We start from the raw sequence: 13690 nt of genomic DNA, 5'->3' as shown, positions 1-13690 counted from the left end.
TTCTCGCAGGGCGTGATTAAAGTGCGAAATTGTAGCCCTGCCCCACGGTTCCGGCCAGCCGGAACACAGGCAAAAAGAAGCCCCGCTTCAGCGGGGCTTCGGATACGCCGGGGTACGGGTGCCGCTCAGCGCAGGCCGGTCTCGTTGCGGGCGATGACCAGGCGCTGGATCTCGCTGGTGCCCTCGTAGATCTCGGTGATCTTGGCGTCGCGGAAGTAGCGCTCGAGCGGCATTTCCTTCGAGTAGCCCATGCCGCCGTGGATCTGCAGGGCCTGGTGGGTGATGTACATCGCGGCTTCCGACGCGGTGAGCTTGGCCACCGAGGCCTCGGTGCTGAAGCGGCCGCCGGTCTTGTCGGCCTCGGCCTTGGCCCAGGCGGCGCGCAGGGTCAGGATCTCGGCGGCGTCGAGGCGGCACTTCATGTCGGCGATCTTGGCCTGGATCATCTGGAACGAGCCGATCGGCTGGCCGAAGCTCTTGCGCTCCTTCACGTAGGCCACGGAGGCCTTGTAGGCGGCCTTGGCCAGGCCCACGGCCTGCGAGGCGATGCCGATGCGGCCGGCGTCGAGCACGCCCATGGCGATCTTGAAGCCCTCGCCGTCCTGGCCGACGACTTCATCCGGCGTGGCCACGTAGTCCTGGAACTCGATCTCGCAGGTGGCCGAGGCGCGGATGCCCAGCTTGGGCTCGGTCTTGCCGCGGTGGAAGCCCGGCTTGGCGGTGTCGACCATGAAGGCGGTGATGCCCTTGGCTCCCTTGGACGGATCGGTGATGGCGAACAGGATGATGTACTTCGCGACCGGGCCGGAGGTGATCCAGCTCTTCTTGCCGTTGATGACGTAGCTGCCGTCGGCCTGCTTGACGGCCTTGCAGCGCATGGCGGTGGCGTCGGAGCCCGACTGCGGCTCGGTCAGCGCGAAGGCGCCGATTTCCTTGCCCTCGGCGATCGCGCGCACGTACTTCTGCTTCTGCGCCTCGGTGCCGAACTTCAGGATGCCGTTGCAGAACAGCGAATTGTTCACCGAGACGATGGTCGAGTGGGCGCAGTCGGCCTCGGCGATCTCGATCATGGCCAGCACGTAGCTGATCGGGTCCATGCCGGCGCCGCCGTACTCGGCCGGCACTTCGATGCCCATCAGGCCGTTCTCGCCCAGCGTGCGGATGTTCTCCAGCGGGAACTCGCCGGTGCGGTCGTGGTGCTCCGCGCTCGGGGCGATCTTCTCCTGCGAGATGCGCCGGGCCACGTCCTGGATCATCAGCTGCTCTTCGGTGAATCGGAAGTCCACGGCGGTTCCTCGGTGGTTGTGCGGAAAGACGCCAATTGTAGCGGCTGGCGCCGCCCCGCACAGGTCCACGGCGCGTGAAGCGCGACGCGGATCGCCTTGACGCCCCCGGTGAGCCGGCCTAACCTTCCATATCTTTGAATCCGGATGAAAGGATAAAGCCATGGATCTCGACGCGTGGTCGGCCTGCCTCAAGGTCCTGGCCGATCCGACCCGGGTCCGGCTGCTGGCCCTGCTTGAACGCGAGGAGCTCACCGTGGCCGAGCTCTCCGGCATCACCCGGCTGGCCCAGCCGCGGGTCTCGACCCACCTGGCCCGGCTCAAGGAGGCTGACCTGGTGCGCGACCGCCGCGCCGGGGTGTCGGCCTACTACCGCTTCAACGCCGAATCGCTGGACCCGGCCGAGGGCCGCCTGTGGGAAGCCCTGCGCGACAGCACCGACGACCCGCTGTTGCGCCAGGACGCCGACCGCCTGCCCGCCATCCTGGCCGCCCGCGCCGCCGACCAGAACTGGGCCGACTCGGTGGCCGGCGACATGGAGCGCCATTATTCGCCCGGCCGCACCTGGGAAGCGCTGGCCCGCTCCACCCTGCCCCTGCTCGAACCCGGTGACGTGCTCGACGTGGCCTCGGGCGACGGCGTGCTGGGCGAGCTGCTGGCCCCGCACGCACGCCGCTACGTCTGCGTCGACTCCAGCGCCCGCGTGGTCGGCGCGGCCCGGGAACGCTTGCGCAAGTACCGCCACGTCGAGGTGCTCGAGGGCGACATGCAGGCCCTGGATTTCGGGGCCTCGCAGTTCGACCTGGTCTTGCTGATGCACGCCCTCACCTACGCCACCAAGCCCGGCCTGGCCATCGCCGAGGCCGCGCGCGTGCTGCGCCGCGGCGGGCGCCTGGTCGCCACCTGCCTCGGAAAGCACGAGCACCAGGCGGCCGTCACCCCGTACGGCCACGTCAACCTCGGCTTCACCGTGAAGGACCTGCGCCGCTATGCCGAGAAGGCCGGGCTTGAAGTGACGGTCTGCGAGGCGGTGACCCGAGAGAAGCGCCCGCCCCATTTCGAAGTCCTGACCCTGCTGGCCCGCAAACCGTGAAGACCCTTCCCTGGCACCACCCCGCCCGCACCGAGCGGCTGCTGGCCGCGCTGGCCGAGCGCATCCTGGTCATCGACGGCGCGATGGGCACGATGATCCAGCGGCATTCGCTGGACGAGGCGGCCTACCGCGGCGAACGCTTCGCGGCCGGGTTCGACGGCTTGCGTTTCTCGGAGGGCCATTCGCACGGTCCCGGCTGCGGCTGCAGCGGCTCCGACCTCAAGGGCAACAACGACCTGCTCACGCTGACGCAGCCTGAGGTGATCGCCGGCGTGCATCGCGCCTACCTGGCGGCCGGCGCCGACATCCTCGAGACCAACACCTTCAACTCCACCGAAGTCTCGCAGGCCGATTACAAGCTCGAGCAGCTGGTGGCCGAGCTCAACCGCGAGGGCGCGCGCCTGGCCCGCGCCTGCTGCGACGAGTTCGAGGCGGCCGACCCGTCGCGCCCGCGCTTCGTCGCCGGCGTGCTGGGCCCGACCAGCCGCACCGCCTCGATCAGCCCGCGGGTGGAAGACGCCGGCTACCGCAACATCCACTTCGACGAGCTGGTGGCCAACTACCTCACCGCCGCCCGCGGCCTGGTCGAGGGCGGCGCCGACATCCTGCTGGTCGAGACGGTGTTCGACACGCTCAACGCCAAGGCGGCGCTATACGCCCTCGAGGAATTGTTCGAGGAACTGGGCGCGCGCCTGCCGGTGATGGTGTCCGGCACCATCACCGACCGCAGCGGCCGCACGCTGTCGGGCCAGACCGCCGAGGCCTTCTGGTACTCGCTGCGCCACGCCCGCCCGCTGTCGATCGGCCTCAATTGCGCGCTCGGCGCCCGCGACCTGCGCGCGCACATCGACATGCTGTCGCAGGTGGCCGACACCCACGTCAGCTGCCACCCGAACGCCGGCCTGCCCAACGCCTTCGGCGGCTACGACGAGGGCCCGGAGGAGACCGCGGGCGTGCTGCGCGAGTTCGCCGAGGCCGGCCTGCTGAACCTGGTCGGCGGCTGCTGCGGCACCACGCCCGAGCACATCGCGGCGATCGCGCAGGCCGTGGCCGGCCTGCCGCCCCGGCCGATTCCTTCGATCGCGCCCTACACGCGCCTCGCCGGGCTCGAACCCTTCGTCATCACGCCCGACACCAATTTCGTCAACGTCGGCGAGCGCACCAACGTCACCGGCTCGATCCAGTTCAAGAAGCTCATCCTCGAGGGCCGCTACGACGAGGCCCTGGCCGTGGCCCGCCAGCAGGTAGAGAGCGGCGCCCAGGTGATCGACGTCAACATGGACGAGGGCATGCTGGACGCCGAGGCGGCCATGGCCCGCTTCCTCAACCTGATCGCCGCCGAGCCGGACATCGCCCGGGTGCCGGTGATGATCGACAGCTCGAAGTGGAGCGTGATCGAGGCTGGCCTCAAGTGCGTGCAGGGCAAGGCCATCGTCAACTCCATCTCGATGAAGGAGGGCGAGGCCGCCTTCCTAGAGCACGCCGCCAAGGTGCGCCGCCACGGCGCCGCGGTGGTGGTGATGGCCTTCGACGAGGTCGGCCAGGCCGACACTTTCGCGCGCAAGGTCGAGATCTGCTCGCGCGCTTACCAACTGCTGGTCGAGGACGCGGGCTTCCCGCCCGAGGACATCATCTTCGACCCCAACATCTTCGCGATCGCCACCGGCATCGAGGAGCATGACGGCTACGCGGTCGCCTTCATCGAGGCGACGGCGGAACTGAAGGCGCGCTTCCCGCTCAGCCACGTCTCCGGCGGCGTGTCGAACGTGTCGTTCTCGTTCCGCGGCAACAATGCGGTGCGCGAGGCCATCCACGCGGTGTTCCTGTACCACGCGATCCGCGCCGGCATGGACATGGGCATCGTCAACGCCGGCGCGCTGGCGCTGTACGACGACATCGCGCCGGCGCTGCGCGAGGCGGTCGAGGACGTGGTGCTCAACCGCCGCGCCGACGGCACCGAGCGGCTGCTTGCCGAGTCGGAAAAGCACAAGTCGAAGAAGGGCGAGGTGCGCACCGAGGACCTGGCCTGGCGCGAGGCACCGGTGGCCGAGCGCATCAAGCATGCGCTGGTGCACGGCATCGACAAGTTCGTCGAAGCCGACACCGAGGAAGCCCGCCAGGCCGCCGCGCGCCCGCTGGACGTGATCGAAGGCCCGCTGATGGCCGGCATGAACGTGGTCGGCGACCTGTTCGGCGCCGGCAAGATGTTCCTGCCGCAGGTGGTGAAGTCGGCCCGCGTGATGAAGAAGGCCGTGGCCATCCTGATCCCGTACATCGAGGCCGAGAAGGCGCTCAACGGCGACGCCGGCAAGCCCAAGGGCAAGGTGCTGATGGCCACGGTGAAGGGCGACGTGCACGACATCGGCAAGAACATCGTCGGCGTGGTGCTGGCCTGCAACAACTTCGACGTGGTGGACCTGGGCGTGATGGTGCCGGCCCAGACCATCCTTGACCGCGCCCGCGAGGAGAAGGCCGACATCATCGGCCTCTCCGGCCTGATCACGCCCTCGCTGGAGGAAATGAGCCATGTCGCCAAGGAGATGAAGCGGCAGGGCTTCGAGATCCCGCTGCTGATCGGCGGCGCGACCACCTCGCGTGCGCACACGGCGCTGAAGATCGACCCGCACTACGGCTCGCCCGTGGTCTGGGTGAAGGACGCTTCGCGCGCGGTCGGCGTGATGCAGTCGCTGCTCAGCGAGGACCTGCGCGCGCCGTTCGTGGCCGCCAACAAGGCCGACTACGCCGAAGTGCGCACCCGCCACGCCAACAAGGGCGACGCCAAGCCGCTGATGCCGCTCGAGCGCGCCCGCGGCAAGAAGTTCGACGGCGGCTGGGCCGACTACGTGCCCCCGGCCCCGCTCAAGCCGGGGCTGACGGTGTTCGACGATTACCCGCTGGCCGACCTGGTCGAGGTGATCGACTGGACGCCGTTCTTCCAGACCTGGGAGCTGGCCGGCCGCTATCCGGCCATCCTCGACGATGCGGTGGTGGGCGCGCAGGCGCGCGAGCTGTTCAAGGATGCGCGCGCCATGCTCGACCGGATCGTCGGCGGGAAGTGGCTGACGGCCAAGGCCGTGGTCGGCCTGTGGCCGGCGAACGCGGTTGGCGACGACATCCACCTGCACGCCGACGGCGGCGACGCGGTGCTGCACTGCCTGCGCCAGCAGGCCGAGAAGCCCGATGACCGCGCCAATTTCTGCCTGGCCGACTTCGTGGCGCCGCGCGACAGTGGCCGCCGGGATTGGGTGGGTGCGTTCGCGGTCACGGCGGGCCTGGGCATCGAGCCGCACGTGGCCCGCTTCGAGGCCGACAACGACGACTACAACTCGATCATGCTGAAGGCGCTGGCCGACCGCCTGGCCGAGGCCTTCGCCGAGCGCCTGCACCAGAAGGTGCGCACCGAACTCTGGGGCTACGCGCCGGACGAAGCGCTGGACAACGAATCGCTGATCCGCGAGCAGTACCGCGGCATCCGCCCGGCGCCCGGCTATCCGGCCTGCCCCGAGCACAGCGAGAAGGCGACGATCTTCCGGCTGCTGGAGGCGGAGAAGCACACCGGCCTCCGGCTCACCGAAAGTTTCGCGATGTATCCGGCGGCGGCGGTGAGCGGCCTGTACTTCGCCCACCCGGGCAGCCAGTACTTCGTGGTCGGCCGTCTCTCGCGCGAACAGGTCGCGGACTATGCGCGCCGCAAGGGCGTGCCGCTGCACCAGGCCGAGCGCTGGCTGGCCTCCAACCTCGACTACGACCCGGAGTAGCCGCGCCTCCTACAGGAAGTGGTTACCAGACGAGGTCGTCGGGGACCTGGTATTGCGGGTCGGCGTAGGGATCGTCGCCGGCCGGCGCATTCGGATCGACGCGCAGCGCGACCGCCGGCGCGAACACCTTCTCGGCCTCGTCCAACAGCGCGGCGGTGACCAGCAGGTAGCGGCCGTCGAGCTGCAGCACGCCGAGCTCGCCGGCATTGAGCTGCTTGAGCTGGGCGGCGGTGACGTGGATGCGCTTGATCTTGCCGCCATAGGGGAAGTGCCGCGCGATGTCGGCGTCCTTGTCGTTCAAGCCCTGGTCCTTCACCAGCTCGGCGAGCCTGGCCTTGGCCTCGCGACGCAGGCGGGCCTCCTCCTGCTTCACGCGCTCGGCCTCGATGCGCTCTTCCTTTTCCTTCTGGGCGCGGATCGCGTAGGCCTTGGCCAGGTCGATCTCCTCCTGGCTGCGCGGCTTGCCGCCGCGGCGGCCTTCGCCCGGCTTGCCCGGGCCACGGCGCCCGTCGGCGCGCTTCTCGCCCGGCGCACCGGCCGGACGCGGGCCGCGGGATTCACCCGGCTTGCCGTCGGGACGCGGGCCGCGCGCCTCACCCGGCTTGCCCGGCGGACGCGGACCGCGGTGCTCGCCCGCCTTGCCGCCGCGACGCTCGCCGGGCTTGCCCGCGTGCCGGTCCCGGCCGCCATCGCCTGGGCGCGCGCCGTCAGGCTTGCGCTCGGGCTTGGCCTCGGGTTCGGGGGCCTTGAAGCCCAGGCCCATCAGTTTCTCGCGCAGCGAATTGCTCATGCTTGGATCGTGCTCAATAGTGGGGCGGCGGCGGCTCGGCGCCAGGGTCGGCGTAGAGTAGGCCGCGCAGCTGCTTCAAATCGCCCAGGGCGCGGACCAGCTGTTCGCTGGCGCGCGCGGTTTCCATGCGGGTCTCGGCCAGCGCGTCGCTGAGTTCGGACAGGGCCAGCTCCTGGAAGGCGATGCGCGACTCCAGTTCGGCGATGCGGTCCTCCAGCTCGGGACCGGCGGCAGGCGTGTGGGACATGGCGGGACTCTCAGTCGTGCCGCAGGGTGCGGCCGCGTCCGATGCCATAGTAGGTCAGGCCGGCTTCCTCGACGGCATCGGGCGAAAACAGGTTGCGGCCGTCGAAAACCACCCGCGCGTTCAGGCGGCGGGCCATGGCCTGGAAATCGGGGCTGTTGAAGGCCTTCCACTCGGTCACCAGCACCAGCGCGTCGGCGCCTTCGAGCGCGGCGTCGGGGCTGTCGCAGAACACCAGGTCGTCGCGCCCGCCGAAAATGCGCGCCGCCTCCTCCATCGCCTCGGGGTCGTGCGCGCGCACGCGGGCACCGGCCGCCCACAGCTGCGCCAGCAGCGTGCGGCTGGGCGCCTCGCGCATGTCGTCGGTGTTGGGCTTGAAGGCCAGGCCCCAGACCGCGAAGGTCTTGCCCGACACGTCGCCGCCGAAGTGGCGCGAGATGAGTTCGAACAGCTTGCCCTTCTGGGCGTCGTTCACCGCCTCCACGGCCGCGAGGATGCGCGCGGGATAGTCGTGCTGGCGGGCGATGCGCTCTAGCGCCTGCACGTCCTTCGGGAAGCACGAACCGCCGTAGCCGGGGCCCGGGTAGATGAAGTGGTAGCCGATGCGCGGATCCGAGCCGATGCCGTGGCGCACCATCTCGATGTCGGCGCCCACGCGTTCGGCGATGTTCGCCATCTCGTTCATGAAGCTGATCTTGGTGGCCAGCATGGCGTTGGCCGCGTACTTGGTCAGCTCGGCCGAGCGCTCGTCCATCACCACCACGCGGTCGTGGCTGCGGTTGAACGGCGCGTACAGGCGGCGCAGCTGCTCGACCGCGCGCGGGCTGCGCGAGCCGACGATGATGCGGTCGGGGCGCATGCAGTCGTTGACCGCCGCGCCCTCCTTCAGGAATTCCGGGTTGGACGCCACCTCGAAGGCGACGTCGGCGCCGCGGTCCGCCAGCACGGCGGCGATGGTCGCGCGCACCCGGTCGGCGGTGCCCACGGGCACGGTGGACTTGTTCACGACCACGGCCGGGCGCGCGAGGTGCTGGCCGATGGTGCGGGCGACCGCCAGCACGTACTGCAGGTCGGCGCTGCCGTCCTCGTCCGGCGGCGTGCCGACCGCGATGAAGATCGTGTCGCCGTGCGCGATCGCGGCGGCGGCATCGGTGGTGAATTCGAGGCGGCCGGCGCCGTGGTTGGCGCGGACCATGGGCTCCAGGCCCGGCTCATAAATGGGGATGACGCCGCGGTTGAGGCCGTCGACCTTGGCCTGGTCGATGTCCACGCAGACCACGTGGTTGCCAACCTCGGCCAGGCAGGTGCCCGTGACCAGGCCGACGTAGCCGGTGCCGAAAACAGTGACTCGCATGCCTTTCCCCTACGGTCCGCGGCGGGGCCGGGACCGGGTGTCGCGCGGCCGGTGGCCGGCCGCGCGATTTTCCACGGACATCGTTACTTGACGATTTCCAGCAGCTCGACTTCGAAGGTCAGCATCGAGTTCGGCGGGATCGGGCCGCCGCCGCTCTCGCCATAGGCCAGCTCGGCCGGGATCCAGAAGGTGTACTTGCTGCCGACCTTCATCAGCGCCACGCCCTCGGACCAGCCCGGGATGACCTGGTTGAGGCCGAACTCGGCCGGCTCGCCGCGATCGTAGGAGCTGTCGAACACGGTGCCGTCGAGCAGCGTGCCCTTGTAGTGCACCTTCACGATGTCGGTCGCGGCCGGCTGGGCGCCGTTGCCCGCGCGCACCACTTCGTACTGCAGGCCGGACTCGGTGGTCTGCACGCCCGGCTTGTCCTTGTTGGCGGCCAGGAACTCGGCGCCCTTGGCGAGGTTCTCGACCGCGGCGGCCTCGGCCTTGGCGGCGGCCTGCTCCTGCATCTTGGTGGTGAAGGCCTGCTGCACCTGCACCATCTGCTCGTCGGTGAGCTTCGGGGCATCGCCGTTGAAGTGGGCGACCATCGCCTCGGTCATCACTTCGATGTCGAGGCTGTCCTTGATCGGCGCCAGCGACTTCGCCATGTCCAGGCCGATCATGTAGCTGACCTGCTTCTTCTCGGTCTCCTGGCCTTCGATGCCGGCGACCACGGCCGGCGCCTCGGCGCCCGCTTCGCCTTCGGCGGCTTCGGTGGCGGCGGTGTCGGCCTTGTCTTCGGCTTCGGGCTTGCAGGCGCTGAGGGAGAGCACCAGGCTGGCGAGGACCAGCGGCGCGGCGTAACGCAGGACGGAATTCATTGCGGAAGGACTCCTGAAGGGGCGGGCCGGAACGGCGCGTCGCGCGCTATTGTCGCGGCGCGCGGGCCGGACGGCAATGCACCGGGCCGGAATCGTTCAGCCGGGCCCCACCACCCGCGCCGCCAGGGCGAGCGCGTGGCAAGCCACCACCGCCAGCCCCAGGCCCAACCGCAGCCGCCGGAAGGCCGTGGGGGCCGGCAGCGCGTCGCCGCGCGCATCCCAAGCGCCCGCCAGCACGAAACCCGCTGCCAGCGCCACCAGCGCCGGCTCGGGCGGCAGCAGGCACCAGGCCACCCAGGCCCACAGGCTCGGAACCACGGCGCGCGCGTACTGCCAGGCGCCCGCGCCCGCCGCCAGCGCCCGGCCCCAGCGCACGCCGCCCAGAAAGGACAGGATCGCCACCGAGTAAGCGAGGAAGGCCGACAGTGCCTGCGCCCGCCATTCCGGCAAGAAGCCGGCGAGGGCCATGGCCAGGAACGGAAGCACGCCCGCCCAGCCCAGGACCAGCGCGCCCGGGGCCATCGGCGGCGGCGAATCAATGCGTGCTTCGGTCATGCTGTCCTCACCTGCCCCGGAGTGGAATGTCGCCATGGAAACGCTAGAGAAACTCAAAGAGATCCGCGCCCGCCACCCCGCCCCACCCGCCGGCAGCGCCGCGGAATCGCAGGCGCTGGCCCGCTTCGCGCAGTTCTTCTCCAGCTTCGCGCCCGATCGGGTCGACAGGCTCGTGCCGCAGACCTACGCCGCCGACGTGTACTTCAACGACACGCTCAAGGCCATCGAAGGCCGCGAGGCGCTGTCGCACTACCTGCGCGAGAGCGCTGAAGCCGTGGACGAATGCCGCGTCGAGATCCACGAGACCACCCGCACGGCCAACGGCGAACACCTGGTGCGTTGGTCGATGATGATCCGCTTCAAGAAATTCCGGCGCGGCGTCGACACCTGGACCGTCGGCATGAGCCATCTTCGCTTCGACGCCGAGGGCCGCGTGGTCTACCACCAGGACTACTGGAACGCGGCGGACGGCCTGTTCCAGCACATCCCGGTGCTGGGCACCCTGATCAACGCGATCAAGCGCCGGCTCTGACGCCGGCGCCTGCGCGCTTCAGGCCTTGGGCACCGGCTTCGCGGGCGAAGGCGCCGCCAGCAGCTTCTCGATCTCGGCCACCAGCTTCGGATCATCGGGCTTGGTGCGGCTGCCGAAGCTGGCCACGACCTTGCCGTCGCGATCGATCAGGTACTTGTGGAAGTTCCAGCCCGGCGCTTCGCCGGTCGCTTCGGCAAGCTCCGCATACAGCGGCGTGGCACCGCTGCCGCGCACCTGCACCTTCTCGAACATCGGGAACTTCACGCCGTAGGTCAGCGTGCAGAACTCCTGGATCTCCTCCTCGCTGCCCGGCTCCTGGCCCATGAAATCGTTGGACGGGAAGCCCAGCACCGCGAAGCCCTGGTCCTTGTACTTCGCGTACATGGCCTCGAGGCCTTCGTACTGCGGCGTGAAACCGCACTTGCTGGCAGTGTTGACCACCAGCAGCACCTGGCCGCCGTAGGTTTCCTGCAGGTTCACCGTTTCCTTGCCCGCCAGCTGCCGGAAGCTGCGGTCCAGCAGCTTGTCAGCCGCCAGCACGGGGGCGGCGGCCAGCAGGCCCGCCATCGCGACACTTGCCCAGATCTTCATTTGACGCCCTCCCCCGGGGCCACCCCGGGTCTATGCCATCAGTTTGGGCGCTTTCCCGTGCAGGAGGTGTTGACAGGTCTTTTTGTAGTGTTATAGTTACCTACAACACCTATCCAATACGTCACCAAGACGGGAGGCGCCATGTACGCCAAATTCAAGACCAACCTGATCGGACTGTCCGTCGCCCTGGCCTTCGTCGTGGCCGGCTACGCCCTCGGCGAGCCGCCGATGGCCAGCCAGACCGTGGCGTCCCAGAAGGCCGACCTGGCCCTGGCGTCCCCCGACGCCGGCCTGGCCCAAGCCGACGACGACGCCGGCAAGGCCCGCCGCGGCGCCCTCAAGCGCCACCTGGCCATGCCCTACGTGTCGCTGCCCTCGCTGCTGCCGCGCCGGGAGTCCTGAGATGAATATCGCCTGGAATGACAGCGCGCCGATCTACCGGCAGCTCAAGGACAAGGTGGTGGCCATGATGCTCGATGGCGACCTCAAGCCGGGCGAGGCCCTGCCCTCGGTCCGCCAGATCGCCGCCGAGTACCAGCTCAATCCGATCACCGTCTCCCGCGCCTACCAGGAGCTGGCGGACGAAGAACTCGTGGAAAAACGAAGGGGACTTGGCATGTACGTGACCGAAGGGGCGCGCGAGAAACTCCTGGCTTCCGAGCGGGACCGCTTCCTGAAGGAAGAGTGGCCGCTGGTGCTGGAGCGCATCCAGCGTCTGGGGCTGGACCTCCAGAAGCTGGTGGAACGCGCCGACAAGGAGAACAAGTGATGAGCGCCGTGATTTCCGCCCGCAACCTCAGCAAGCGCTACAAAGGCAAGCCGGCCGTCGACGGCATCAGTTTCGACATCCCGGCCGGCCGCATCGTCGGCCTGATCGGCCCGAACGGCTCCGGCAAGACCACCACCCTGAAGGCGGCCCTGGGCCTGGTGCCCTTCGAGGGCGAACTCAAGGTGCTGGGCAAGGACCCGCGCGGCGAGCGTGACGCGCTGATGCAGGAAGTGTGCTTCATCGCCGACGTGGCGGTGCTGCCGCGCTGGCTGAAGGTCAAGGACGCCGTGGACTTCGTGGCCGGCGTGCACCCGCGCTTCGACCGCAAGAAGGCCGAGGCCTACCTGGCGCACACCAAGCTGGCCCCGAACATGCGGGTCAAGGAAATGTCCAAGGGCATGATCGTGCAGCTGCACCTGGCGCTGGTGATGGCGATCGACGCCAAGCTGCTGGTGCTGGACGAGCCCACGCTCGGCCTGGACATCCTCTACCGCAAGCAGTTCTACCAGAACCTGCTCGAGGACTATTTCGACGAACAGAAGACGATCATCGTCACCACCCACCAGGTCGAGGAGATCGAACACATCCTCACCGACCTGATGTTCATCCGCGACGGCAAGATCGTGATGTCGGTGACGATGGACGAAGTGGGCGAGCGCTTCACCGAGGTGATGGTCGGCGCCGACAAGGCGGAAGCCGCCCGGGCGCTCAAGCCGATCGATGAACGACAGGTGTTCGGCAAGTCGGTGATGCTGTTCGACGGCGTCCCGCGCAGCCAGCTCGCCCAGTACGGCGAGACCCGCAACCCCGGCATCGCCGACCTGTTCGTCGCCACCATGAAGGGAACCTACGCATGAACACTTTCAAATGGCTGCTCAAGCGCGAGTACTGGGAAAACCGGGGCGGTTTCTTCTGGGCGCCCATCGTCGTCGGCGGCATCGCGGTGCTGTTCTCCACCGTCGCGGTCGTCGCCGGCGCGCTCTTTGCCCGCGAAAACCGGGACAACATTCAACTCGAAGGCAGCCCGGCCGAATTGGCCGAGCACTCGGCGCAGCTCGGAGGCTTGGGCGACGTGCTGCTCGCCAGCGGCGTTATCACCGCGCTTCTGGTGATGGCTTTCGTAGTCTTCTTCTACGCTCTGGGTTCGCTTTATGACGACCGCCGCGACCGCAGCATCCTGTTCTGGAAGTCGATGCCCATCACCGACGCCCAAATGGTGATGTCCAAGGCGGCTTGGGCGGTGGTGCTAGCCCCGCTGGGTGCAGTGGCCATCGGCCTGATGATCAGCGTGGTCCTTTGGCTGGTGGTATTGCTCGGCACCGCAGCATCAGGCGTACCGGGCGCGACCAGCGTCATGACGGCCGCCCACCCACTGAAAGTTCTGGCCACGCTGTTCGCCGCGCTGCCCGTGCAAATCATTTGGTCGCTGCCGACCATAGGCTGGTTGATGTTCTGCTCGGCCTGGGCCCGCCGCCTACCCTTCCTGTGGGCTACGGCCGTCCCCCTGCTGACCTGCGCCATGGTCAGCTTCACCGACATCTTCCCGGGCATCGAGATCCCGCACGACAGCCTCTGGTACACGGTGGCTTACCGCGGCCTGCTCAGCATCGCCCCGGGTGCGTGGATCCCGACCATCGCCCAGGAACCGACCGGCCCGTTCGATGGCCCCAAGGACCTTGCTGGCCTCGTGGACATCACCAGCAGCTGGGCCACGTTCGGGCATGCCGACATCTGGATCGGCGCCGCGGTGGGCGCGCTCCTGATCTACGCCGCCGTCTACTTCCGCCGCAACCGCGACGAAGGCTGATGCCATGACCCCGGGCGGGAGGCCACGGCCTCCCGCCCGTTTTCCATT

The 13690-nt window shown here is 68.8% G+C and carries 13 protein-coding genes and 1 pseudogene; 7 read left to right on the top strand and 7 right to left on the bottom strand.

The genetic code is table 11. The annotated features are described in order from the left end of the window. Positions 1 to 125 precede the first annotated feature (125 nt). Positions 126 to 1286, bottom strand: a complete 1161-nt coding sequence (locus tag Q0C12_RS02670; RefSeq protein WP_290885813.1) for an acyl-CoA dehydrogenase family protein — start codon at positions 1284 to 1286, stop codon at positions 126 to 128. 160 nt (positions 1287 to 1446) lie between these two features. On the opposite strand from Q0C12_RS02670, the pseudogene Q0C12_RS02665 reads away from it, so the two are divergent. Then, positions 1447 to 2373: pseudogene (locus tag Q0C12_RS02665) on the top strand (metalloregulator ArsR/SmtB family transcription factor); the annotation flags it as partial. After that, positions 2373 to 6134, top strand: coding sequence for a methionine synthase (gene metH, locus Q0C12_RS02660; RefSeq protein ID WP_290885811.1), 3762 nt, complete (start codon positions 2373 to 2375; stop codon positions 6132 to 6134). The pseudogene Q0C12_RS02665 and the gene metH, both read left to right, overlap by 1 nt. Before the next feature lie 22 nt (positions 6135 to 6156). Here metH and Q0C12_RS02655 read toward each other — a convergent pair whose 3' ends face one another. From Q0C12_RS02655 to Q0C12_RS02635, 5 genes are all read right to left on the bottom strand, one after another. After that, entirely contained in the window at positions 6157 to 6924 is a 768-nt protein-coding gene (locus Q0C12_RS02655) for a DUF2058 family protein (protein ID WP_343212424.1), read from the bottom strand. Positions 6925 to 6937: 13 nt separating this feature from the next. Next, on the bottom strand, positions 6938 to 7171 hold the full coding sequence (locus Q0C12_RS02650) for a SlyX family protein (RefSeq protein ID WP_290885808.1): 234 nt from the start codon (positions 7169 to 7171) through the stop codon (positions 6938 to 6940). A gap of 10 nt (positions 7172 to 7181) precedes the next feature. After that, positions 7182 to 8522 carry a UDP-glucose/GDP-mannose dehydrogenase family protein gene (locus Q0C12_RS02645; RefSeq protein WP_290885805.1) on the bottom strand — a complete coding sequence of 447 codons (1341 nt, stop codon included), beginning with the start codon at positions 8520 to 8522 and terminating at the stop codon, positions 7182 to 7184. An 83-nt stretch (positions 8523 to 8605) separates the two neighbouring features. Then, the gene (locus Q0C12_RS02640) at positions 8606 to 9388 is read right to left on the bottom strand and encodes an FKBP-type peptidyl-prolyl cis-trans isomerase (RefSeq protein ID WP_290885802.1); all 783 of its coding nucleotides are present in this window, start codon (positions 9386 to 9388) and stop codon (positions 8606 to 8608) included. 96 nt (positions 9389 to 9484) lie between these two features. Continuing rightward, on the bottom strand, positions 9485 to 9943 hold the full coding sequence (locus tag Q0C12_RS02635) for a DUF3429 domain-containing protein (RefSeq protein ID WP_290885799.1): 459 nt from the start codon (positions 9941 to 9943) through the stop codon (positions 9485 to 9487). Positions 9944 to 9977: 34 nt separating this feature from the next. Here Q0C12_RS02635 and Q0C12_RS02630 point away from each other — a divergent pair, with 34 nt between their 5' ends. Beyond that, the gene (locus Q0C12_RS02630) at positions 9978 to 10475 is read left to right on the top strand and encodes a nuclear transport factor 2 family protein (RefSeq protein ID WP_290885796.1); all 498 of its coding nucleotides are present in this window, start codon (positions 9978 to 9980) and stop codon (positions 10473 to 10475) included. An 18-nt stretch (positions 10476 to 10493) separates the two neighbouring features. Here Q0C12_RS02630 and Q0C12_RS02625 read toward each other — a convergent pair whose 3' ends face one another. Continuing rightward, positions 10494 to 11042, bottom strand: a complete 549-nt coding sequence (locus Q0C12_RS02625; RefSeq protein ID WP_290885891.1) for a glutathione peroxidase — start codon at positions 11040 to 11042, stop codon at positions 10494 to 10496. Between the two features lie 165 nt (positions 11043 to 11207). Between Q0C12_RS02625 and Q0C12_RS02620 the strand changes: the two genes are divergently transcribed. Genes Q0C12_RS02620 through Q0C12_RS02605 form a run of 4 tightly spaced genes read left to right on the top strand, consistent with a single transcriptional unit; the run spans position 11208 to position 13642 of the window. Next, positions 11208 to 11468, top strand: a complete 261-nt coding sequence (locus Q0C12_RS02620; RefSeq protein WP_290885793.1) for a hypothetical protein — start codon at positions 11208 to 11210, stop codon at positions 11466 to 11468. Position 11469: 1 nt separating this feature from the next. After that, entirely contained in the window at positions 11470 to 11835 is a 366-nt protein-coding gene (locus Q0C12_RS02615) for a GntR family transcriptional regulator (RefSeq protein WP_290885790.1), read from the top strand. Then, positions 11835 to 12692, top strand: a complete 858-nt coding sequence (locus Q0C12_RS02610) for an ABC transporter ATP-binding protein (RefSeq protein ID WP_290885787.1) — start codon at positions 11835 to 11837, stop codon at positions 12690 to 12692. Before Q0C12_RS02615 ends, Q0C12_RS02610 begins: the two co-directional genes overlap by 1 nt. Continuing rightward, positions 12689 to 13642 (top strand): ABC transporter permease, encoded by a 954-nt coding sequence (locus Q0C12_RS02605; protein ID WP_290885784.1) that lies wholly within the window; start codon positions 12689 to 12691, stop codon positions 13640 to 13642. Before Q0C12_RS02610 ends, Q0C12_RS02605 begins: the two co-directional genes overlap by 4 nt. The last annotated feature ends 48 nt before the right edge of the window (positions 13643 to 13690 follow it).

Origin of the sequence: Arenimonas sp., from assembly GCF_022842045.1 — a bacterium.
Lineage (GTDB): Bacteria > Pseudomonadota > Gammaproteobacteria > Xanthomonadales > Xanthomonadaceae > Arenimonas.
This window is presented reverse-complemented; position numbering and strand designations above follow the sequence as displayed.

Bases quoted from the DNA above. Each gene is read 5' to 3' on its own strand.
- Q0C12_RS02640 (WP_290885802.1), bottom strand. From the start codon at position 9,388: ATGAATTCCGTCCTGCGTTACGCCGCGCCGCTGGTCCTCGCCAGCCTG.
- Q0C12_RS02645 (WP_290885805.1), bottom strand. From the start codon at position 8,522: ATGCGAGTCACTGTTTTCGGCACCGGCTACGTCGGCCTGGTCACGGGC.
- Q0C12_RS02630 (WP_290885796.1), top strand. From the start codon at position 9,978: ATGGAAACGCTAGAGAAACTCAAAGAGATCCGCGCCCGCCACCCCGCC.
- Q0C12_RS02620 (WP_290885793.1), top strand. From the start codon at position 11,208: ATGTACGCCAAATTCAAGACCAACCTGATCGGACTGTCCGTCGCCCTG.
- Q0C12_RS02655 (WP_343212424.1), bottom strand. From the start codon at position 6,924: ATGAGCAATTCGCTGCGCGAGAAACTGATGGGCCTGGGCTTCAAGGCC.
- Q0C12_RS02625 (WP_290885891.1), bottom strand. From the start codon at position 11,042: ATGGCGGGCCTGCTGGCCGCCGCCCCCGTGCTGGCGGCTGACAAGCTG.
- Q0C12_RS02605 (WP_290885784.1), top strand. From the start codon at position 12,689: ATGAACACTTTCAAATGGCTGCTCAAGCGCGAGTACTGGGAAAACCGG.
- Q0C12_RS02650 (WP_290885808.1), bottom strand. From the start codon at position 7,171: ATGTCCCACACGCCTGCCGCCGGTCCCGAGCTGGAGGACCGCATCGCC.
- Q0C12_RS02610 (WP_290885787.1), top strand. From the start codon at position 11,835: ATGAGCGCCGTGATTTCCGCCCGCAACCTCAGCAAGCGCTACAAAGGC.
- Q0C12_RS02635 (WP_290885799.1), bottom strand. From the start codon at position 9,943: ATGACCGAAGCACGCATTGATTCGCCGCCGCCGATGGCCCCGGGCGCG.
- Q0C12_RS02615 (WP_290885790.1), top strand. From the start codon at position 11,470: ATGAATATCGCCTGGAATGACAGCGCGCCGATCTACCGGCAGCTCAAG.